The 20,135-nt window shown below is 57.3% G+C and carries 15 protein-coding genes; 5 read left to right on the top strand and 10 right to left on the bottom strand.

The window, feature by feature from the left end:
* Positions 1 to 14 precede the first annotated feature (14 nt).
* Entirely contained in the window at positions 15 to 569 is a 555-nt protein-coding gene (locus FFM53_RS34565; RefSeq protein ID WP_138390041.1) for an NADPH-dependent FMN reductase, read from the top strand.
* A gap of 334 nt (positions 570 to 903) precedes the next feature.
* Here the strand turns inward: FFM53_RS34565 and FFM53_RS34560 are convergent, their stop codons facing one another.
* The 4 genes from FFM53_RS34560 to FFM53_RS34545 all read right to left on the bottom strand — a co-directional run bounded on the left by FFM53_RS34560 (position 904) and on the right by FFM53_RS34545 (position 6,786).
* A complete protein-coding gene (locus tag FFM53_RS34560) occupies positions 904 to 1,899 on the bottom strand; it encodes a phosphotransferase family protein (RefSeq protein ID WP_138390042.1) in 996 nt (331 codons plus the stop codon).
* Between the two features lie 23 nt (positions 1,900 to 1,922).
* Entirely contained in the window at positions 1,923 to 2,885 is a 963-nt protein-coding gene (locus FFM53_RS34555; RefSeq protein WP_138390043.1) for a C-terminal binding protein, read from the bottom strand.
* 92 nt (positions 2,886 to 2,977) lie between these two features.
* Entirely contained in the window at positions 2,978 to 5,734 is a 2,757-nt protein-coding gene (gene ppc, locus FFM53_RS34550) for a phosphoenolpyruvate carboxylase (RefSeq protein WP_138390044.1), read from the bottom strand.
* 134 nt (positions 5,735 to 5,868) lie between these two features.
* Positions 5,869 to 6,786: a LysR family transcriptional regulator gene (locus tag FFM53_RS34545; RefSeq protein ID WP_138390045.1), complete on the bottom strand. Its 918-nt coding sequence runs from the start codon at positions 6,784 to 6,786 to the stop codon at positions 5,869 to 5,871.
* 176 nt (positions 6,787 to 6,962) lie between these two features.
* Between FFM53_RS34545 and FFM53_RS34540 the strand changes: the two genes are divergently transcribed.
* The 4 genes from FFM53_RS34540 (at position 6,963) to FFM53_RS34525 (ending at position 12,053) form a co-directional block, all read left to right on the top strand.
* A complete protein-coding gene (locus FFM53_RS34540; protein ID WP_246413395.1) occupies positions 6,963 to 8,078 on the top strand; it encodes an acyl-CoA dehydrogenase in 1,116 nt (371 codons plus the stop codon).
* 126 nt (positions 8,079 to 8,204) lie between these two features.
* Positions 8,205 to 9,092, top strand: coding sequence for a 3-hydroxybutyryl-CoA dehydrogenase (locus FFM53_RS34535; protein WP_138390047.1), 888 nt, complete (start codon positions 8,205 to 8,207; stop codon positions 9,090 to 9,092).
* 54 nt (positions 9,093 to 9,146) lie between these two features.
* Positions 9,147 to 10,808: an electron transfer flavoprotein-ubiquinone oxidoreductase gene (locus FFM53_RS34530; RefSeq protein ID WP_138390048.1), complete on the top strand. Its 1,662-nt coding sequence runs from the start codon at positions 9,147 to 9,149 to the stop codon at positions 10,806 to 10,808.
* A 48-nt stretch (positions 10,809 to 10,856) separates the two neighbouring features.
* On the top strand, positions 10,857 to 12,053 hold the full coding sequence (locus FFM53_RS34525; protein ID WP_138390049.1) for a CaiB/BaiF CoA transferase family protein: 1,197 nt from the start codon (positions 10,857 to 10,859) through the stop codon (positions 12,051 to 12,053).
* 383 nt (positions 12,054 to 12,436) lie between these two features.
* On the opposite strand, the gene fcl is transcribed toward FFM53_RS34525, so the two are convergent.
* Genes fcl through FFM53_RS34495 form a run of 6 tightly spaced genes read right to left on the bottom strand, consistent with a single transcriptional unit; the run spans position 12,437 to position 20,033 of the window.
* Positions 12,437 to 13,507: a GDP-L-fucose synthase gene (gene fcl, locus FFM53_RS34520; RefSeq protein ID WP_138390050.1), complete on the bottom strand. Its 1,071-nt coding sequence runs from the start codon at positions 13,505 to 13,507 to the stop codon at positions 12,437 to 12,439.
* On the bottom strand, positions 13,500 to 14,603 hold the full coding sequence (gene gmd, locus FFM53_RS34515) for a GDP-mannose 4,6-dehydratase (RefSeq protein WP_138390051.1): 1,104 nt from the start codon (positions 14,601 to 14,603) through the stop codon (positions 13,500 to 13,502). The genes fcl and gmd overlap by 8 nt, the downstream gene beginning before the upstream one ends.
* A 39-nt stretch (positions 14,604 to 14,642) precedes the next feature.
* Positions 14,643 to 16,850, bottom strand: a complete 2,208-nt coding sequence (locus FFM53_RS34510) for a GumC family protein (protein ID WP_138390052.1) — start codon at positions 16,848 to 16,850, stop codon at positions 14,643 to 14,645.
* Positions 16,847 to 17,992, bottom strand: a complete 1,146-nt coding sequence (locus FFM53_RS34505) for a glycosyltransferase family 4 protein (RefSeq protein WP_138334202.1) — start codon at positions 17,990 to 17,992, stop codon at positions 16,847 to 16,849. Before FFM53_RS34505 ends, FFM53_RS34510 begins: the two co-directional genes overlap by 4 nt.
* Positions 17,986 to 19,086: a glycosyltransferase family 4 protein gene (locus FFM53_RS34500; protein ID WP_138390053.1), complete on the bottom strand. Its 1,101-nt coding sequence runs from the start codon at positions 19,084 to 19,086 to the stop codon at positions 17,986 to 17,988. The genes FFM53_RS34505 and FFM53_RS34500 overlap by 7 nt, the downstream gene beginning before the upstream one ends.
* Entirely contained in the window at positions 19,083 to 20,033 is a 951-nt protein-coding gene (locus FFM53_RS34495) for a glycosyltransferase family 2 protein (protein ID WP_138390054.1), read from the bottom strand. The genes FFM53_RS34500 and FFM53_RS34495 overlap by 4 nt, the downstream gene beginning before the upstream one ends.
* Positions 20,034 to 20,135: the final 102 nt, after the last annotated feature.

The raw sequence follows: 20,135 nt of genomic DNA, 5'->3' as shown, positions 1-20,135 counted from the left end.
CGAAAAGGGAAAACATGTCCAAGAAAGATGTTGCGGTCTTGGTCGGTAGTCTTCGACAGGCTTCGATCAACCTGAAATTGGCTCGTGCGATGCAGAGAGTGGCGCCGGACAATTTAAATCTGGAAATCGTGCCGATCGGCGATCTCCCGCTCTACAATCAAGACCTGGACGCCGAGACGTCTCCTGTGGCATGGACGTCTTTTCGCGAACGTATCAAAAGCTGCGACGGGGTGATTTTTGTGACCCCTGAATACAACAGGTCGGTACCTGCTGTTCTGAAGAACGCAATCGAGGTCGGGTCTCGGCCCTACGGAAAAAGCGTGTGGGACCATAAACCCGGCGCAATAACCAGCGCTTCTCCCGGTCTCATTGGTGGTGCCGTCGCGGCGCTTCAGCTCCGAGTTATTCTCACCAACATCAACGTTCCCACCTTGCCGCAGCCGGAAGTATATCTCAGCGGGGCGGACAAGCTGGTGGGCGATAATGGGGAGATTCTCAACGAAGGGACGCAGAAATTCATCGAAACCTTTCTGGCCGCGTTTGAGGTGTGGCTCGCTCGGTTCAAGTGAGCCAACAATACCGAAACCTCCGTGAATGGCTGGTCGACTGCCGTCGCTCTAAGAGGGCGACGGCCTCTCTTTGACGCTGGTGCTCTAACCGATCTTTTCGATCGATGAAGTCGATCTGCTTTGCGCCGGATCATTCCTGGAAGTAAATTCGTTTCTCGCCGCGGCGCGTCGCGGAGAGCCGAAGGCAAGCAGTTATTTCCTGCTGGCTTTTGCACAAATTCTGCCTCGGGCGTCGATGACATCTACCATTGTCTGTTGAGCTCGGCAGAGCAAGCAAGACGACCTGTCATCGCTCCGCGGAGTGGCGCCGCGCTGTTGGCGGAGCTTTTCCGTATTAGGAAAACCAGGCTTGCGCGATTTCAGCCAGTTTTGTGCGGGGTGACGCGATCAACGGGATAGCCGTTTTGCGAACAAGCATTCTTTGGCTTTCTTCCGTCACATACTCGACCGGCGATTTGCCATCGACGCGGGCTAGGAAGAGGGCGGGCAGGAGACTTGCTGCTCGAGCTTCGACAGCTTCACGATCTTCCCAATCGACCTCGTTGAGATACGCAGACGACAGCGCCGCAAAGGAGGCTGCGAGTTCAGGGGACGCCTTCTCAACAACGAGCTTTTTCAAAAGGAGATGGTTTAGGCAGAAGGCGAGATCGAAGGCGGGATCGCCAAACCATGCGCATTCCGCATCCAGGAAGACAGGCCCGCTCTTGCCCAGCAGAATGTTCTTCGGGCTAACATCACCATGAACGAGTGCCAGCTTCGTATCGGCAGTGCGGCCCACGAGGTCTGAAAGGCGGTCGCCGACGAAGGGGTGTTTGTCAGCGGTTGCGACCAGGTAGGGCTCAAGCCGCAGAGCATAGAAGTTGGTGCCGGAGTCGAATTTCGCCGGTAGCCCGGGTGTGCGGGCGCTCACAGAGTGAATCTGTCCGATCCGTCGCCCAATAATCTCTGCCGCTTTTGGATCAGCGTGGCCTTGGAGGAGATCGGCTTTCCAGAGCGGATACTCTTCGCCGGGAAGGAATTCCATCGCAAACACGCCAGACGATGCGTCATGGGCGAGAGGTTTCGGAACAGCGGAGGGGAAATGTTGAGCTACGAACGAGATCCAATTCCATTCGTACTCATTTCGAGACACCGGCGCGTGCCAATCGGCAGCCACTTTCAGCTTGGCGAGGGCACGCTTTACGCAAAGAATCCGCCCAGGAAGTTCGACCCGATAGATGTCCGAAGAAACACCACCCGTCAGAGGCTTGTATGCTGCTTTTTCCGAAGCACCTTTCAGCCCGCTTCTCAGCAAGAAGTCATCGAAAATCGTCGTCTCAGCTGCAGACATGAATTTGAAGATCCTATGAGGCACTAACGGCGGGGGCTGTTACGGGGCTGTTCAGGCATCTCTCCAGAGAGAACTCTGACAACTTCTTCCGCGGCACGTCGGCGCAGCTCGATAAGCGATGCGTCCGAAGAGAAAGCGACATGCGGAGTGATCATCGCGCCAGGGTGAGCAATCAATTCCGGCGGAATGCGCGGCTCATCCTCGAGGACGTCAAGGCCGACGCCGCTTAAAATGCCGGAGGCCAGTCCTTCGATGACGGCGGCAGTGTCGACGACGCCGCCTCGGCTGACGTTGATCAACAGGCTGCCCCGACGCATTTTTGAGATCGCGTCCCGATTGATCAGGTGGTGCGTTGAAGGCGACAGCGGTGTGTGGATCACGACGATGTCGCTGCTGGCAAGAAGGGTTTCGAAATCGACCAGTTCGATATTGTCGGGAGCATTGGACGTGTAGGGGTCGTGCGCCAATACCCGGCATCCTAGTGCCTGCATCTTTGCTGCGGTCGCACGACCGATACGACCGAAGCCAGCGATGCCGCAGGTGAGTTCCGACAGCCTACGGAGATTGGCGGAGGCAGGATCCCAACGCCCGGAACGCACTTCGCGGTCAAAATGGATGAGACCACGAGCCCAAGCGATGGCGAATCCGACGGCGTGATCCGAAACCTCTGCTACGCAATAATCGGGCACGTTGGTGACCCAGATGCCGCGCTCTGTGGCCGCATCGACAGCAATGTTGTCCAATCCGACACCCAGACGCGCGACGATTTTGAGGGCAGGTGACGCCGCTATTGCGGTGGCGCTGACCTCAGCCCAGCAGGTCAAAATCGCATCCGGCTGATGCTGAGCTGCCAATGCCTCGATTTCAGCAGCTGGAGCTGGCTTGGCGGGACCGCTGACCAGGCTGAAACCGGCGCCTTCGATTGTCTGCCGCTCCACCTTGTCATCCGGCCATGCATAGTCCGTCAACAGCACGGTGCGTGTCATGAAGAGTCCTCCTGTATCTGTGCGAACGTTAGCGCAATATGCCTGTTATGGTCAAGGAAAATAGGCGGATACAACGCGGCTCCACTGTTTGGTCACCCGCTGTTGCGAAGGGCGGCCGCAATGCCATTGATGGTTAGATGCAGTGCTTCTTCGGTGTCGTGATCGCGTTCTCCGGCGCGATGACGACGAAGGAGATCGACTTGCATGTAGTTCAGAGGATCAAGGCATGGAAAGCGGTGATAGATTGACTGTTTAAGCGCTGGATTATTCTCCAGGAGCGAAGTCTGTTCCGTGATGCCGAGAAGGGCGCCCACCGTATCGGCCCATTCGTCTTTTATGCGGGCAAAAATGGTTTCGTGGGACGGGCAATCGGCGACAAGATCGACGTAGCTGGTGGCGATGGCCAGGTTTGTCTTGGCCAGGACCATTTCCATGTTGGCGATCAATGTTCGGAAAAAAGGCCAATGGCGATACATCGCCTGAAGGGTCGTCAGACCGTCGGGATGTGACGAAAGCCATTGTTTGACAGCAGAGCCGAACCCAAACCAACCGGGCAACATAATCCGGCTCTGCGACCAGCCGAACACCCACGGTATTGCGCGAAGGTCTTCAATGCGACCTGACGAGCTGCGAGATGCCGGACGGCTGCCAATGTTCAGCTTTGCGATTTCTCCAATGATCGTGGCTTCCCAGAAGAACCGTTCAAAACCGTCGGTCTTGTAGACAAGGCAGCGATAGCTGTCGAACGCAAGTTCCGACAGTTCTTCCATGGCATCGAGGTAGCCCGGTTTGGGCTCTTGCGCGTCGGACGGCAGAAGAGAAGCCTCCAGTGTCGCTGCGATCAGAAGTTCAAGGTTTCGACGTCCAAGGTCCGGGTTGGAATATTTCGCCGCGATCACTTCACCTTGTTCGGTCACTCGAATCGAACCGGCTACTGCACCCGGGGGCAGGGCAGTGATCGCTTCATAGCTGGGACCGCCTCCACGGCCGACGGAGCCACCGCGACCATGGAATAAACTCAGGCGAATGCCTTCTTTCTCAAAAAGCAGAATGAAAGCAGTCTCCGCCTTGTAGAGTTCCCATCCGGAGGTAAGGTATCCTCCGTCCTTGTTGCTGTCGGAATACCCAAGCATGATCTCTTGTCTATTGCCGAGCGCTTTCACGTACGCTCGGTACCCGTCGACAGCCAGGGTGGTCTCCATCACATCTCGGGAGTTTCTGAGGTCCGAGATCGTCTCGAAAAGAGGTATGATGTTTACGGATGCTGCCTTTGGCTCATCGGGCCTATACAGTCCTACCTCTCGGAGGAGTACCATGACCTCGAGGATGTCCGATGGGCTTCCTGCTTTCGAAATGATGTAGTTCGGGATGCTGCCGCAGCCATAGCGCTTGTGAGCTTCTGCGGCTTCACGCAGGACAGATAGTTCGGACGTCGTCTCCGCAGAATAGGCCTTGAGCGGTGTGATCAACAGCTGAGACGATCTGAGCTCCTCTGTGAGCAATGTCATCCTCTTGGCATCGGAGAGCGATTCATAGTTGGTACCCGGCCTGACGGTTTCGAATAACTCATGCACAACGCGCTGATGAACCTCGGAATTTTGCCTCAGATCGAGGCTCACAAGGTGAAATCCGAACACGTCGATTGCGCGTTGCAGCTTTCGTAATCTGCCGGAGGCGATGGTTGCAGCCCCATTCGCCGTGAGGGATTTGCTGATCGTCGCCAAATCCTTGCTGAACTCATCGGGATTGACATAGCATGGGGCAGTGGCGACAGGCTTGCGAACCAGCTCTGTGCTTCCAAACTTGCGGGCCGTGGCCGCTAGCCGAGCGTACATGCCCGAGATGGCCAAGCGATAGGGTTCGTGTCGGCGCGGCTCCGATCGATCAGGCGAGTCGGTCGCGAGGCGACGAAGGTCCGTTGATACGTTTACATACCGATCATCCAGAGAGAGCTCAGCTCCAAGGCTGTGGAGTTCGCCAAGGTAGAACGAGAAGACTCTCTCGCTTTGAAGACGTAACGCTTCTCTCAAGGTCTCGCCATTAACGTAGGGATTGCCATCCCGGTCGCCGCCGATCCAGGAGCCCATACGCAGGAATGGCGGCAGCGCCTCCTGGCCGAAGTTCCAGGGAGCGGCTCGCAACTGGGTTTCCAGCGTTTCGTAAGCCTCTGGAAGCACCCTTAAGATCGTACTGTCGTAATAGGACAGGCCATTGAGGATCTCATCAACAACCCTTAGACTTTGCCCTCGCAAACTATTCGTTTGCCAAAGTGTCGTGGTCGCTCTTTCGAGATCCTTCTGATGGGAACCTATCTCTTGGTCTGTCAGGCCGACCTGGTCGAGCTGCGACAGGCACTTTGAAAGCTCTTGCTCGATGTCGATGACGCTCTTGCGTCGCACTTCCGTGGGATGCGCCGTGAACACCGGTGAGATGATCAACCCTGATATGAGTGTGCGTAGGTCCTGGGAAGTCACCCCGGCGGCCGCAAGGACGGAAAGCGATCGGGTGACCGTTCCGGGAATTTCAGAGGCTCCATCAACAATACCAAGCCGCTGTATTCTCGCTTGATGACAGTCTTCGGCAATATTGACGAGCTGCGAGAACTGACTGAATGCCCTGATGACGCGGTTCAGAGTCGGTAGTGTCATTTCTGCGCAGAATGGGGTCAGCTTGTCGTATAGGCGGGAGCATGCCTTCCTATGGTCATTCACAGAGATTGTTCGGACCTGTTCGACGACCTCTCGTACATCTTTGCCATCAGTTGCCTCGATGGCATTGCACAGAAGGCGGCCAAGTAACTGAACGTCCTTCACCAAAGCCCTACTGGCTGAGAGCCGCTTACCATGCATGTTTTTCTTCCTGAAACGACGTTCATACGAAACACATCGAATGCTAACGTTAGCATCAACTGACAGCATTTCCGGCTCGAGTCAAGGCCGACACACCGGGTTCCCGGCCGTAGCCTTGTGCTCCCCAGGATCGATTACCGCTCGACGACACCTTCCTTGTAGCGGCCGATTTCCTCCAGCAACCAGGCGCGAAACGCGGCGACTGGACGGAAATCCGTCTTGCTGAGCGGTGCGACCGCATAGTAGGCGCTGGGACTCTTAATCTGATGGGGAAAGGCTTCGACGAGCTGACCACTGGCGAGTTCCGAGTCGATCAGAAAGAGTGGCATTAGCGCCAGACCAAGTCCCGCGATGCAGGCTTGCGCCACGCTGCCGAACTGCTCGAACCGCATGGCTTGAGAGGGAGTTGCTGCAATTCGAAGGCTCTCGAACCAGTGGTTCCAGGCTCCGGGTCGAGATGCCATATGCAGCAGTGGCATGTGTAGCAGGTCTTCCGCCTTGCCGATCGGATGCGAGTTGAGGAAGCTGGGTGAAGCGACCGGCGCCACCATCTCATCCATGAGAAATGTGCAGTCTGCGCCCGGCCAATTGGGCTGGCCGATATGGATTGCCATGTCGATGCCGTCCCGGTCGAAATCGAAGACGCCGATACGCGTGGCGAAATTCAATGTGATCTCCGGATGGCGAGCGACGAATTGCGGCATGCGCGGCATCAACCAGCGGGTACCGAAAGTCGGCAGAATCGCGAGATTAAGCTGATCGTTATGTTGTTTAGTCATGGCTTGAAGCGATGCGTAACGTATCTGTGCCAAGGCGCCGGCGATCGTCTTCGAATATTCTGCGCCTACCTCAGTGAGATTTACGCCGCGACTGGTTCGGTCGAATAGTAAAATGCCCAACTGTTCCTCCAACCCAGATACCTGGCGGCTTATCGCTCCCTGCGTCAGCGAAAGTTCCTCCGCCGCAGCGGAAAAGCTGCCCAATCGCGCGACAGAATCGAAGGCCGCGAGAGCAGAAGTGGACGGAAGTAGTTTTCTAGAAAGGTTCACCATGACCTATTACTATAGCTCATAGCCCGATGAGTAAACGGTGCTTGTCCTTCGCGAGCCGCCAGCGATAATTCCGGAAACTTCGAACTGCCAAAACCTCAAACGGAGGACGACCCCCCTTGGCCTTTTCCTGGAACGACCCTTTTCTGCTCGATGATCAATTGACGGAAGATGAGCGGATGATCCGCGACTCAGCTGCGGCCTTTGCAAAATCCGAGCTTATGCCGCGCATCCAGGAAGCTTATCTCGATGAAACGACAGAGCCTGAGCTTTTCAAGCTGATGGGCCGGACAGGTCTGCTCGGAGTAACGCTTCCGGAAGAATATGGCGCCGCCAACGCATCTTACGTCGCCTACGGCCTGGTCGCTCGCGAAGTCGAGCGCGTCGATTCCGGCTATCGCTCGATGATGAGCGTACAGTCCTCGCTGGTCATCTACCCGATCTTTGCCTACGGCTCCGACGAACAGAAGAAGAAGTACCTGCCGGGCCTCGTTTCCGGCGATCTCATCGGCTGTTTCGGCCTCACTGAGCCCGACGCAGGCTCCGACCCGGGTGGTATGAAGACCCGCGCCGAGAAAATCGAAGGCGGCTACCGCCTGCGGGGCTCCAAAACCTGGATCTCCAACGCGCCCATAGCAGACGTCTTTGTCGTCTGGGCAAAGTCGGAAGCTCATAACAACGAAATCCGCGGCTTCGTGCTTGAAAAGGGCATGAAGGGCCTTTCTGCTCCGAAAATTGGTGGCAAGCTGTCGCTGCGTGCCTCGATTACCGGGGAAATTGTACTGGACAGCGTCGAAGTTACGGAAGACGCACTTCTTCCGGGCATCTCCGGCCTCAAAGGCCCGTTCGGCTGCCTCAACCGCGCTCGTTATGGCATTTCTTGGGGCGTCATGGGAGCCGCGGAGGACTGCTGGTTTCGCGCACGCCAGTATGGGCTGGACCGCAAGCAGTTCGGCAAGCCGCTCGCAGGCATGCAACTGTACCAGAAGAAGCTAGCCGACATGATGACCGAGATTACGCTTGGGCTTCAGGGTTCCCTGCGCGTCGGCCAGCTGATGGACCAACACAAGATGGCTCCCGAGATGATATCCATCGTGAAACGGAATAACTGCGGGAAGGCGTTGGACATTGCCCGGCAAGCCCGCGACATGCACGGCGGCAACGGCATCCAGATCGAATACCACGTCATGCGCCACGCGCAGAACCTGGAAACGACCAACACGTACGAGGGCACTCATGATGTCCATGCGCTGATCCTTGGTCGTGCGCAGACGGGTATCCAGGCTTTCTTCTAAGGAACAGGGCCTTAATTGCGGTCCGGCGGTGAAAGCGGTCGGGCCGGGGTGGCGAACCATCAATGCTGAGCATCGGTTCCGGCACAGGCCGCCCCTCACTTTCCCTCCGATCTACCGAAAGGCGACATGCCTATGGCTTCCAATATTTCAACCGTCGCAGTCATCGGTGCAGGACAGATGGGCAGCGGAATCGCACAGGCCGTGGCAAAACATGGATACCAGGTGTTGGTTTATGATGTGGCCGAAAATCGGGTCAGCGAGAGCGTCGAAGGTGGTGCCAGGTATTTCAGCCGCCAGGCGCAGACGGGAAAGATGTCAGAGAGTGAGGCTCAGGGCGCTGTCTCTCGCATCAGAGGAGCTTTTGCGCTTTCAGATTTGGCGGATGCGGACCTGGTCATTGAGGCTGTAAGCGAAAATGAAGCCCTCAAGACAACTGTCTTCAGGGACATTTCCAAAGTCTTGAAGCCTCAAGCAATCCTGGCAACCAATACATCTTCTCTTTCCATCACGCGCCTTGCTGCCTCCACGGACCGGCCAGATCGCTTTTTGGGAGTTCATTTCATGAATCCAGTACCGGTCATGAAGTTGGTTGAGCTTGTTCGCGGTATCGGAACCAGCCAAGAGACTTTTGCCGCAGCCAAGGACTTTGCCGTCTCAATTGGCAAAAGCGTGACAGTTTCCGAGGACTTCCCAGCTTTCATCGTGAATCGGATTCTTATCCCGATGATCAATGAGGCCATCTACACTTTGTATGAAGGGGTCGGCAACGTAGAGGCAATTGATACAGGGATGAAGCTCGGAGCCAATCATCCGATGGGGCCGCTTGAACTGGCCGATTTCATCGGGTTGGACACATGCCTTTCGATCATGCAGGTGCTCCATGAAGGATTGGCCGATAGCAAATATCGTCCTTGCCCCCTGCTGGTTAAATACGTGGAAGCTGGCTGGCTAGGGCGCAAGGCGGGCAGGGGATTTTACGATTACAGGTGCGATCCACCGCGACCCACGCGATAGGCGTTGTAGCGGCCACCGGCATCTCTAAAGCATGGACAATTTAGGCGGGGTATTATGAGTGAACGAAATGACACTCCTCGGGAAATGATGGAATTCGACGTTGTGATCGTCGGCGCTGGTCCTGCCGGTCTTGCGGCGGCGATCCGGCTGAAGCAGGTCAATCTGGAGCTGTCGATCGTTGTTCTCGAAAAGGGCGCGGAAGTCGGCGCGCATATTCTCTCTGGCGCCGTCGTCGATCCGATCGGCATCGACCGGCTGCTGCCCGGCTGGCGCGACGAGGCCGAGCATCCGTTCAAGACCAAGGTCACATCAGATCACTTCCTGCTGCTCGGTCCGGCCGGCTCTGTTCGCCTGCCGAATATGCTGATGCCGCCGCTGATGAACAATCACGGCAACTACATCGTCTCGCTTGGGCTCGTCTGTCGCTGGCTGGCGACCAAAGCCGAAGAACTCGGGGTCGAGATCTATCCGGGTTTTGCCGCAACCGAAGTGCTCTACAATGACGAAGGTGCCGTCATCGGGGTCGCCACCGGCGACATGGGCATCGAGAAGAACGGCGAGCCCGGCCCGAACTATACCCGCGGCATGGAACTGCTCGGCAAATACGTGCTGATCGGTGAGGGTGTGCGTGGCTCGCTCGCCAAGCAGCTGATTGCCAAGTTCGATCTTTCGAAGGACCGTGAACCGCAAAAGTTCGGCATCGGCATCAAGGAGCTCTGGCAGGTCAAGCCGGAAAACCATAGGCCGGGCCTGGTGCAGCACTCCTTCGGCTGGCCGCTCGGCATGAAGACCGGCGGCGGCTCCTTCCTCTATCACCTGGAAGACAATCTGGTCGCCGTCGGCTTCGTCGTCCACCTCAATTACAAGAACCCTTATCTCTATCCCTTCGAGGAATTCCAGCGCTTCAAGACCCATCCGGCGATCCGCACCACCTTCGAGGGCGGCAAGCGGCTGTCCTATGGCGCGCGTGCCATCACCGAGGGCGGTTACCAGTCGGTACCGAAGCTTTCCTTCCCCGGCGGGGCGCTGATCGGCTGTTCGGCCGGTCTGGTCAACGTGCCGCGCATCAAGGGCAGCCACAATGCGGTGCTGTCGGGCATGCTCGCGGCCGAGAAGATCGCCGCCGCGATTACCGCCGGTCGCAGCCATGACGAGATCGTCGAGATCGAGAATGAATGGCGCAAGGGTGACATCGGCAAGGATTTGAAGCGCGTCCGCAACGTCAAGCCGCTGTGGTCGAAGTTCGGCACGGCACTCGGCGTGGCGCTTGGCGGCTTCGACATGTGGACCAACACGCTGTTCGGCTTTTCCGTCTTCGGCACGCTGAAACATGGCAAGACCGATGCTGAGAGCCTGGAGCCGGCGTCACAGCACAAGCCGATCGCCTATCCGAAACCCGATGGCGTCTTGACCTTCGATCGCCTGTCCTCGGTGTTCCTGTCGAACACCAATCACGAGGAAGACCAGCCGGTGCATCTGCAGGTCAAGGACATGAACCTGCAGAAGAGTTCGGAACACGACATCTATGCCGGCCCGTCGACGCGTTACTGTCCGGCCGGCGTCTATGAATGGGTGGAGAAGGACGGCAAGGACGTCTTCGTCATCAACGCCCAGAACTGCGTGCACTGCAAGACCTGCGACATCAAGGATCCCAACCAGAACATCAACTGGGTGCCGCCGCAGGGCGGCGAGGGGCCGGTCTATCCGAATATGTAGCAGCCATTGCGGGCTGCTTTTGACTATGAGAGTTTAAGAGGAGTATCGATGCAATTTCCGCTTCAAGGCATCCGGGTTGTGGAACTCGCGCGAATTTTGGCTGGCCCTTGGGCAGGTCAGACCCTTGCGGATTTGGGAGCGACGGTCGTCAAGGTGGAAAGCCCAGAGGGCGACGATACACGTCGCTGGGGCCCTCCTTTTATCGAAGATGGAAATGATGTCGCCGCGGCCTACTTCCATAGTTGCAACCGAGGAAAGCTCAGCATCACCGCCGACTTCAAGTCTAAAGAAGACACCGCAAAAGTTCGCGAACTGATTGCCAATGCCGATGTCGTCATCGAGAACTTCAAGGTTGGTGGGCTTAAGAAGTTCGGCCTCGACTACGAGAGCCTCAAACGGATCAACCCGCGTCTAATTTATTGCTCGATCACCGGTTTTGGCCAGTCAGGCCCTTATGCCGAACGTGCCGGATACGATTTCATCGTTCAGGGCATGGCGGGGATCATGGATCTGACCGGCGAGCCCGGTCGGGAGCCTCAAAAAATAGGCGTGGCGTTCGGCGATATATTCACAGGCCTCTATTCGGTCATTGCTATTCAAGCAGCCTTGCTTCTTCGCAGTGCCACGGGAGAGGGCCAGCACATAGATATGGCTCTCCTGGACAGTGCCGTGGGAGTGCTCGCCAATCAGGCGATGAATTTCCTTGCGTCCGGGAAGTCACCGACACGGCTTGGCAATGCGCATCCTAACATTGCGCCCTACCAGGTATTTCCGGTCTCCGACGGTAGCGTCATCATCGCTTGTGGCAATGACGCTCAATTCTCTCGGGTTTGCGATGTTCTGCAGATAGCGAGCTTGGCTGACGACATCCGTTTCAAGACAAACGCAGACCGCGTACATCATCGAGCCGATTTGACATCCATTCTAGAGGCGCGGACGAAACATTTTAATCGCGCCGATCTGCTCGCCGAACTTGAACGTGTGGGCGTGCCCGCTGGGCCGATCAACACGGTGAAAGACGTTTTCGCGGATCCGCAAGTTGAGCACCGCGGAATGGCGATCATGAATGACGGAGTACCGGGCATCCGGACACCGATCATCTTTTCAGGAATCCCGATGACATCTCACAACAAGTCGCCCAAGCTGGGTGAGCACAATGGAAAGATTCAGTCGGACTGGTCGCCGATACCCGATGCTCGTCAGCCTGGCCGCGAAGGAGCATCTCTACCTCCAAGTTCTGTATGAAACCTGCTCCAGCGTCAGCAACGCCGTGCCGCATTTCGGCGTTCACAGTGCCGATGTCAGCCGGGTTCTACGCTTCGCCTATCTTCTGCGAAATTACCGAGGCGATGAGAACGGCGAAACCGTCGATGTGGCGACTGCAAGCGATGAGGTTGAAGGTAAGGCCCGGTGGAGCCGTCCGATGTGGACTATCTGCCTAATAGCGCGACAAGCGATATCGGCATTTCGACCGCGAAAAAATCCATTGCTGCACCGATAATCATCACCCACGCGACTATCAGGAAAATGAGCGCTGCAATCCTGATGTCTACAGGCTGCATTATTTGCGCCGTCCCAGCATATGCGTCCCCCCGAGACAAAACCCTGTTATCCCTCGTGCAAATTCCCTATGGCGAGGGATGATGCGCAACGGTCGAGAGCGTGGGCGCATGCGGCGCCGAACCCTTCGCTTTCTCGAAACTGATGTCGCTTTGACCGATCAAGTCGCCGGACGTAGCTCTGTCGCTGCGTTCGAGATGATGGCCATCAAGGAAGGAGCGATAGGCATCTGCGATACCCTCCTTCAGACCTATCTTAGGAGACCAGCCGAGAGTGCGAAGCTTGTCGACGCTCAGGAGTTTACGTGGCGTGCCATCTGGCTTGGTGAGGTCGCGCGTGATCTTGCCTTCGAAACCAACGATCTCGGAGACGAGGTATGCCAATTCGAGGATGGTAATGTCTTCGCCACAACCTACGTTCACATGACTTTCGGCGGAATAGGTCTTCATGAGCTGGACGCAGGCGTCGGCGCAATCGTCAACATGCAGGAATTCGCGCCGCGGCGTGCCGGTACCCCAGACGCATATCTCTTGTTGCTGGTTGACCTTGGCCTCATGTGTCTTGCGTATGAGCGCTGGCATGACATGGCTTGACCCGAGGTCAAAATTGTCGCCTGGACCGTAAAGATTGGTAGGCATGGCCGAGATGAAATCTCTACCGTACTGTTTGCGATAGGCTTGGCAGAGCTTTAATCCGGCAATTTTGGCGATCGCATACCATTCATTCGTGGGCTCAAGCGATCCGGTCAGAAGTGAGTCCTCAACGATCGGCTGATCGGCGAATTTCGGATAGATGCAGGACGAGCCCAGAAACATCAGTTTTTCGACTTGAGTTCTATGGGCGGCGTGGATGACGTTCGCCTGGAGAATCAAGTTGTCGTAAAGGAAGTCGGCCGGATAGGTAGCATTCGCGAGAATACCGCCGACCCTCGCAGCAGCCAGGAAGACAGCATCGGGACGATGCTTACTCATCCAGGCCTCCACCTGCTCCTGCCGTCTGAGATCGACCTCGGCGCGGGTGGCCGTCAAAATCTCGCAGCCCTCGGAAGCGAGACGCCGCACGATCGCAGAGCCCACCATTCCGCGGTGGCCGGCGACATAGACCCTCTTTCCGGCAAGGCTGTAAATCACCTCAGGCATAGGCAAAACCTTTAGTTACACCGACCGACGGAACATTTCGTGCCATGAGTTTCAGATCCTCGCGAACCATCTCCGCAACCAGCTGATCAAGATTGGTCTCATGTTTCCAGCCAAGCTTCGTGTGCGCCTTCGTCGGATCGCCAATCAGAAGATCAACTTCGGTCGGACGGAAGTAAGCTGGATCGATCTCCACCAAACACTTGCCGGATGTCTTATCGTATCCCTTTTCCTCAACCCCGTTCCCACGCCAATCAATCGGCATGCCCACCTGGGCAAAGGCCTTGTCGACAAAGGAACGAACCGAGTGCGTTTCGCCGGTCGCAAGGACATAGTCCTCCGGTTCATCCTGTTGCAGCATCAGCCACATGCCGCGGACATATTCTCGCGCATGTCCCCAGTCGCGCTTGGCGTCCAAGTTGCCGAGATAGAGCCTTTCCTGCAGCCCAAGATGGATCGCAGCCGCCGCCCGGGTGATTTTGCGCGTCACGAATGTTTCGCCGCGGATCGGGCTTTCATGATTGAACAAAATGCCGTTCGAGGCGTGCATGCCATATGCTTCGCGATAATTGACCACAATCCAATAGGCGTAGAGCTTGGCCGCGGCGTAGGGGGATCGAGGGTAGAAGGGCGTCGTTTCGCTCTGCGGGACTTCCTGAACTTTGCCGTAGAGCTCTGAGGTGGACGCTTGATAGAAGCGGGTCCTCTTGGTCAGTCCCAGGAGGCGAATTGCTTCAAGGAGCCGAAGGGTGCCGGTTCCATCGGCGTTAGCCGTATATTCCGGCGTCTCGAAAGAGACTTGAACGTGGCTCTGTGCGGCGAGATTGTAGATCTCGTCCGGCTGCGTTTCCTGAACGACGCGGATGAGGTTCGTTGAATCGGTCATGTCCCCGTAATGCAGAATAAAGCGAGGATTTTCGACATGGGGATCCTCGTATAGATGCTCGATGCGACTGGTGTTGAACGACGATGAGCGTCGCTTGAGGCCGTGAACATTATAGCCCTTCTCCAGGAGCAATTCGGCCAAATACGCACCGTCCTGGCCAGTTATACCCGTAACCAGCGCAACCTTATTTTCGTTTTTCAATGCGGTCTCCATAATTTATTTCGGAGAATCAGGCGAACATGCTGTTCGAACTCATGTGTACTCGTGGTACTTCCTCAGTGAGCTCACAAACAGTTCTGAATCGCTGAAGTTGTACATGGCGTGTTGTTTCGGATTGACGTTATTTATGGCAACGGCAATCTCTGCGTTGCGCGCGGTCTTCAGCTGATGTAGGCAAAACTCTACCGCGCGACGGCTCGTCTTTCCCCATTTTACGACCACCAGCGTTCGTTCTGCTAACGCTGTCAGATGCATCGTATCAGCCGAGGCGAGCACCGGCGCGCTGTCGAAGATGACGATTTGGCCGAGTGAGGCGGCCCTCGCGATGATGTCAGCCGCATCAGTCAAACGAACGCGCCGATGGAGACCGGCATTGCCAGCCGGGATGAAGTCGATGCCGCTTGGATGGTGATGGATGATGTCCCGCATTCCGGCCTGTCCACACAGGAATTCGTTCAACCCCTGCTTTAGCTCTGATTTGAAAAACGAGTCGAGATTTCCGAGTCTGAGGTCGCCATCGACAAGCAGCACCGGAATTCCGTTGGCGGCGAGATCGATTGCCAGGGATCTGGCGACAAGTGACTTGCCCTCTCCGCTGTGAGCCGACGTCACAACGATACTGTTGGGCAACTTTCCGCCGTTGGATTGTTTGAGCGAAGTCATGACGGAGCGAATTGCTTCGTCAAACATCCCGTCTTGGATGCTCCCGAAGAGCATCGACGGATCTCTCCGGTCTTTCCGTTTCAGGTGTGGGATGAATCCGGCGGGTACGATGCGCGACATTCCGGCCATCTGGTCGAAGCTGCGGACTGAATTGTCCAACATCTCGACCACGAAAGCGGCCGTCACCGCGATCGATATCGAAGCCAAAAGGGCGCCGATCAAATAGAAAAGCCGCCCGCGTCCCTGCGGCGCCAGCGGCACCGCGGCCGGTGACAAGACTTCCAGTTCCGCGCCCGGCAACATGGCTTGCGCAGCCAGGCCACGGCGCTGCTCCTCGAGCTTGTCCAGCGCCGTTTGCTCTTTGTCAGCCATGCGCTGGAGTCGGGCCAACTCGGTTTGCGCCAGGGCAGAGCGAGTGCGTTTCTCATGAGCAGTCGCCAATGCCGACCGGATTGTGTCGTCCTCATGATCGAGCGCCGCAAGCTTGGCGTGTATCGATTGGAGATATCGATCGGTTGCAAGGCTGAGATCGGTGCGAGTTTTGAGGATCTTGGCGCGCGCGTCGACCACGGCTTCGGCGGTGTTGCCATATGTCTCAAGAAGGCGCTCGAGATCTTGCTCCTTCGCACGAAGCTCGCGTTGCATTGCAACAATGCTGTCGGGAATGACCATATTCTGCAGGACGAGCGAGGGGTCGTCGGCCGCTTCGAGTGCGGATATCGTTGCTCTCGCTTCAGCGCGGCCTTGTTCGATTTTTGTCCGCCGCTCGCCCAGCTCCATGATCGACTTGATCTGTTCAACCTGATCGTCGTCATTTGAGGCAACGTCGGTAGTTTTCTGGTACACGTCGGCGGCATCGCGTGCTGCCTTGGCGCGCCCCATCTGTTCGTCGATGCGCAGCAGAAGCCATTCTTCTGCTGCGTCCACTCGACCACGCAGGCTGTCCTTGCGCTCTTCGAGGTAGATGCTGATGAGCCGGTTCGGGACAGAAGCGGCCCGTTCGGGGTCGCTCGCATCGAAACCGATCTGAATGACGTCACCCTGGCCATCGCGCCAAACGCGGAGGGCCTTGTAGTACTTCGGGATTATCGGCTCGATGCTGTCCCGTATCGGCAAGGACGGTTTTTCACTATCGACCCAACCGCGCAGCATTGATCGGATCTTGTCGATAGGCGAGATTTCTTGCAGCGCCGGATTGAATTCCGGCCATTCATTGAGCCGCAGGTCGCGGATTACCCGCTCTGCGATGCTTCTGGAAAGAAGCCGTTCGGTCTCAGATGTGGCGTCCAGCGGATCGTTGCGGCCGGACTCGTCGGTGCCGAGCTTTGTCGCCAGAGGCGTGTGGATGATCAGCCGGGACTCGGCATGATAAGTCGGCTTCAATCCAGAAATCACGGTTACGGCAACCGCCATAAATACCATGATGATGGCCATTATCATGACCATCCGTCGCCGGATAAGGCGCAGGCCTGAAGTCAGATCAATTTCGTCCGAACGAGTCTCTACCTGAAGCCGGGGATCGTAGCGCATCGACGAGAGCGAGGGGTTGCGGTCTGGCGGCACAGTCGAAATAGTCATCGTTCACCAGCCGTTGTTTGAGGTTGCGCGGAGATAGCGTCGTAGAGTTTGTCCAGCGATCGCATGTAAGCCTTCATACTGAAATTGTTGAGATAATGAGCACGGGCCTTGGCCGACAGATAGTTGCGGACTTTCGGGTCGGTGACGAGCTTAGCCAGCGCCGCAGCCAGGGCATCCTTGTCTCCGACAGGTACGAAGACGCCGGTTTCACCATCGGAGATGACTTCGCCATGCGCGCCGACGCGCGTGGTGACGACGGCGAGCCCATGGGCAAGCCCTTCGACCACAGCCATTGCCAAGCCCTCGGCATGCGAAGGTAAGACCAGGATATCTGCCCGTGTACACAGCGCTTGGGCCTCGTCGGCGCCAAGCCAGCCCGGCATTTTCACCAGATCTGAAAGCCCCATGGCGGCAGCCTGGCGCCGGTAGTCTTCCACAGGTCCATCGCCTGCCAGCACGGCTCGCCACCGGAGTTCTTTCATGATCGGATGACTTAAGGCAAGCAGAAGCTCCTGAACGCCTTTACGTTCGCTCAGCCGGCCGAGAAATATGATCAACGGCATCTCGCCGACATGAACATTGCGCGGCCCGGGGTCGGGAACACAATTGCCGATGACGACTACGCGGCGCTCTTCTACGCCGAGAAGCGTCGTTAGCGTGATGCGGTCGCGCTGGCCCAGTGCCACGACCTGGTCGGCATGTTGGAACATCCGGCGTACAAGCATTTGTTGACGTGGCGAGCGTGCGGCAAAGTCGGTCGCGTAGTCGTAGTCGTGCAGGTGCAATATGTGAGAGCATCCGAGGAGACGGGCAGCCTCGGTCAGGATCAGTTTTCTTGCGGTGCTGCCGCGACCCGCGACATGAATATGGTGAATGCGTGCCGGAGCAACTATCCGATCCTTTGCCATCATCAAGACGGCGCCGAGCAGGCGCATAGGCGACGCAACTGAGGACCACCGAGGCCCTCTGGTGTCGGTGACGAGGTGTGTTTCGCCGGCCTCCTTCGCCGTGTTCGATATGTATCCGACGAGCCTGCCAATTCCGCCACCGTTTTCGCAACCACCCGGGACGTAGTGGCGGACGGTTGCTGCTGCGTTGCGCGTCGCTACCCGATTCCCATCCGTGAGCGCGTTCATCAGCATGCCCCGATCACCTTACGATAAACGGCCGCAGCCTGTGCTCCGACCTGTTGAGGCGAATTCGGACCTGTAGCCCATGCGAGCGCGTTGATCCCGAAGCTGCTTCTGAGCTCGCTGTTTTCCGCCAGTGTCCGTATGGCTATCGCGAGCTGTTCCACATCCCCGGGTGGAACCACCATTCCCAGTCCGTTTGGCAGAACGGTGGCTCGCAATTCGCCGACATCAGTCACGATAACCGGTTTGCCAAATGCCGCGGCAAGATTGAGGACTCCGCTTTGAGAGGCTTCCGTATAGGGAAGGACAACGATGTCGGCATCCAGAAAGAGCTGGGCGACCTCCATATCCTCGATAAAGCGGTTGCGAATATCATAGCGGACGGCGTCCCCCATAAGGGGCTCGAAGATCCACGGATCATCGCCGCGGCCTGCCACCGTGATGCGTAGATTGGGGAGCAGGTCCTTGAGCATCGCCTCGGCACGGATCAGATGCTCCAATCCCTTGTAAGCAAAAATCCGTCCGAAAAGCAGAACGCGCAAAGTTCCATCTGCGCCGCGCCGCGCCATCTTGTGCCGCCGAGCGAGCTCCGCGTAGCGATGAATGGCGGGATGCGACAGGACATGGACACAATCAGGCGATTTTGAATATCGCTCGAGGACCATTTGTTTCAGCCCTTCGCCATGGACGACGACATGACCCGATTGCCGCACCATCAATTGGGGAGCCCAGGCGGGCAGCGTACGGGTGTCGGAATCGCCGGGATGCACTTCCACGTCATGGACGGTGGTCACGATCGGGATCGGACGCCAGAACGGCGCGGCGAAGTTCAACCAGAGCGTCGAGTTGCTCAGAAGGTGAATGACGTTCGGCCGCTCCTGCCGGATAAGACGCGTGAGTTGGTGCAGGAACCAGGGATTGGAGAGCGAGCGGTGCCTTGGCCAGTCCATGAGGTGCAGATCGACAGCCGGATCGATCCATGAAGCAAGGTGTGCGTAGCGCCTGCGCGGAACCGCTAGGACGACGTGCGCATGTCGCGCAACGCCGCTAGCGAAGGAGATGGTGTAGTCTTCCAGTTCGGAAACCAGCAGCAGTGCCTTCATCCCGCTGACTCCGACACGCCGACATCCTGACCAAGTCGAGGCAAGTCGTAGGCTGTGCGCAATGCATCACGCGTCCGCCTCAGCAAGTTTGGTTCTCCGGCGAAAAAGAGCCCTTCCACAGCAAGGCTGAACCGGGTGCGTGTATCGGCGCCCTGCAGCTTGGCTGAGGCGACCCGGTACGGATAGTGATCAGTCAGACGCAGCCTTCCCGCCAGATCGTGCGCGGAAAGAAACCGGTTCGTCGCTTCAACGGTAGCCTGCCAATGGGCCATCCGCTTTCGCAGCATGGCGGCGTCATCGACTGGCCGATACCAATTATTGTTGTGAATCCGATAGAAACCGAGTGAATCCGACAAGGCGACAACGCTCCCCAGAAATGGATAGATGCCTGTGAGCCAGGCATCGGCAGACATGCGGAACTGCTCGGGAATATCCCCTGCAGCATCCCACGCGCTACGTCTTACAGCGATGGCTGATGTCATCGGGAAGGGCCACCAACCAGCCGATCTGGCGAGCCGTGGCGACAAATTTCCTGAACACAGGGTCCGAGGGATCGGCCTGAAGGCTGGTGAGCCATCGTTCTGCGTTGGCTGAAGTCGGTGATAGACAAGCGATGCCTGAGGATTGGATTGGAAAGCAGCGGCGGTTGCCGACAGCTTGCCTGGCGCCCACCAGTCATCGGCATCGAGAAAACAGAGGATGTCGCCACTGCTTAACTTCACAGCAGCATTTATGGCGGCGGCCTGTCCCTGGTTCTCCTGGAAGAGCACCTTCACCCGCTTGTCATAGCCGTCGAGAACAGAGCGCGACTGGTCGCTCGAGCCGTCGTCGACGACGATTATCTCGACATTGGACGCCTGTTGGCTCAAGGCGCTGTCAATTGCCCGGGCAACGAAGCGACCGTAGTTGTAGTTATTGATAAGGACGCTGATTGTGGGCCGCTCCATGACACCCCTCAAGCGCGTCGCTGGGCGACACGTCGGTGCGCCGGAGTTGCGAACGCTCGCGCGTTTGGCAGCGCGAATTGATGGAAGGAGTTCTGCTCGATC

This window comes from Rhizobium indicum (assembly GCF_005862305.2).
Taxonomy (GTDB): Bacteria; Pseudomonadota; Alphaproteobacteria; order Rhizobiales; family Rhizobiaceae; genus Rhizobium; species Rhizobium indicum.
The sequence above is the reverse complement of the archived record's forward strand: the minus strand, read 5'-3'. Positions and strand labels throughout refer to the sequence as shown.

Excerpts from the sequence above, each read along its gene's own strand:
- FFM53_RS34545 (WP_138390045.1), bottom strand. The coding sequence starts at position 6,786 with ATGGTGAACCTTTCTAGAAAACTACTTCCGTCCACTTCTGCTCTCGCG.
- FFM53_RS34535 (WP_138390047.1), top strand. The coding sequence starts at position 8,205 with ATGCCTATGGCTTCCAATATTTCAACCGTCGCAGTCATCGGTGCAGGA.
- FFM53_RS34510 (WP_138390052.1), bottom strand. The coding sequence starts at position 16,850 with ATGACTATTTCGACTGTGCCGCCAGACCGCAACCCCTCGCTCTCGTCG.
- FFM53_RS34525 (WP_138390049.1), top strand. The coding sequence starts at position 10,857 with ATGCAATTTCCGCTTCAAGGCATCCGGGTTGTGGAACTCGCGCGAATT.
- gmd (WP_138390051.1), bottom strand. The coding sequence starts at position 14,603 with ATGGAGACCGCATTGAAAAACGAAAATAAGGTTGCGCTGGTTACGGGT.
- FFM53_RS34530 (WP_138390048.1), top strand. The coding sequence starts at position 9,147 with ATGAGTGAACGAAATGACACTCCTCGGGAAATGATGGAATTCGACGTT.
- FFM53_RS34560 (WP_138390042.1), bottom strand. The coding sequence starts at position 1,899 with ATGTCTGCAGCTGAGACGACGATTTTCGATGACTTCTTGCTGAGAAGC.
- FFM53_RS34555 (WP_138390043.1), bottom strand. The coding sequence starts at position 2,885 with ATGACACGCACCGTGCTGTTGACGGACTATGCATGGCCGGATGACAAG.
- FFM53_RS34500 (WP_138390053.1), bottom strand. The coding sequence starts at position 19,086 with ATGAAGGCACTGCTGCTGGTTTCCGAACTGGAAGACTACACCATCTCC.
- fcl (WP_138390050.1), bottom strand. The coding sequence starts at position 13,507 with ATGCCTGAGGTGATTTACAGCCTTGCCGGAAAGAGGGTCTATGTCGCC.
- FFM53_RS34540 (WP_246413395.1), top strand. The coding sequence starts at position 6,963 with ATGATCCGCGACTCAGCTGCGGCCTTTGCAAAATCCGAGCTTATGCCG.
- FFM53_RS34505 (WP_138334202.1), bottom strand. The coding sequence starts at position 17,992 with ATGCTGATGAACGCGCTCACGGATGGGAATCGGGTAGCGACGCGCAAC.
- ppc (WP_138390044.1), bottom strand. The coding sequence starts at position 5,734 with ATGCATGGTAAGCGGCTCTCAGCCAGTAGGGCTTTGGTGAAGGACGTT.
- FFM53_RS34565 (WP_138390041.1), top strand. The coding sequence starts at position 15 with ATGTCCAAGAAAGATGTTGCGGTCTTGGTCGGTAGTCTTCGACAGGCT.
- FFM53_RS34495 (WP_138390054.1), bottom strand. The coding sequence starts at position 20,033 with ATGGAGCGGCCCACAATCAGCGTCCTTATCAATAACTACAACTACGGT.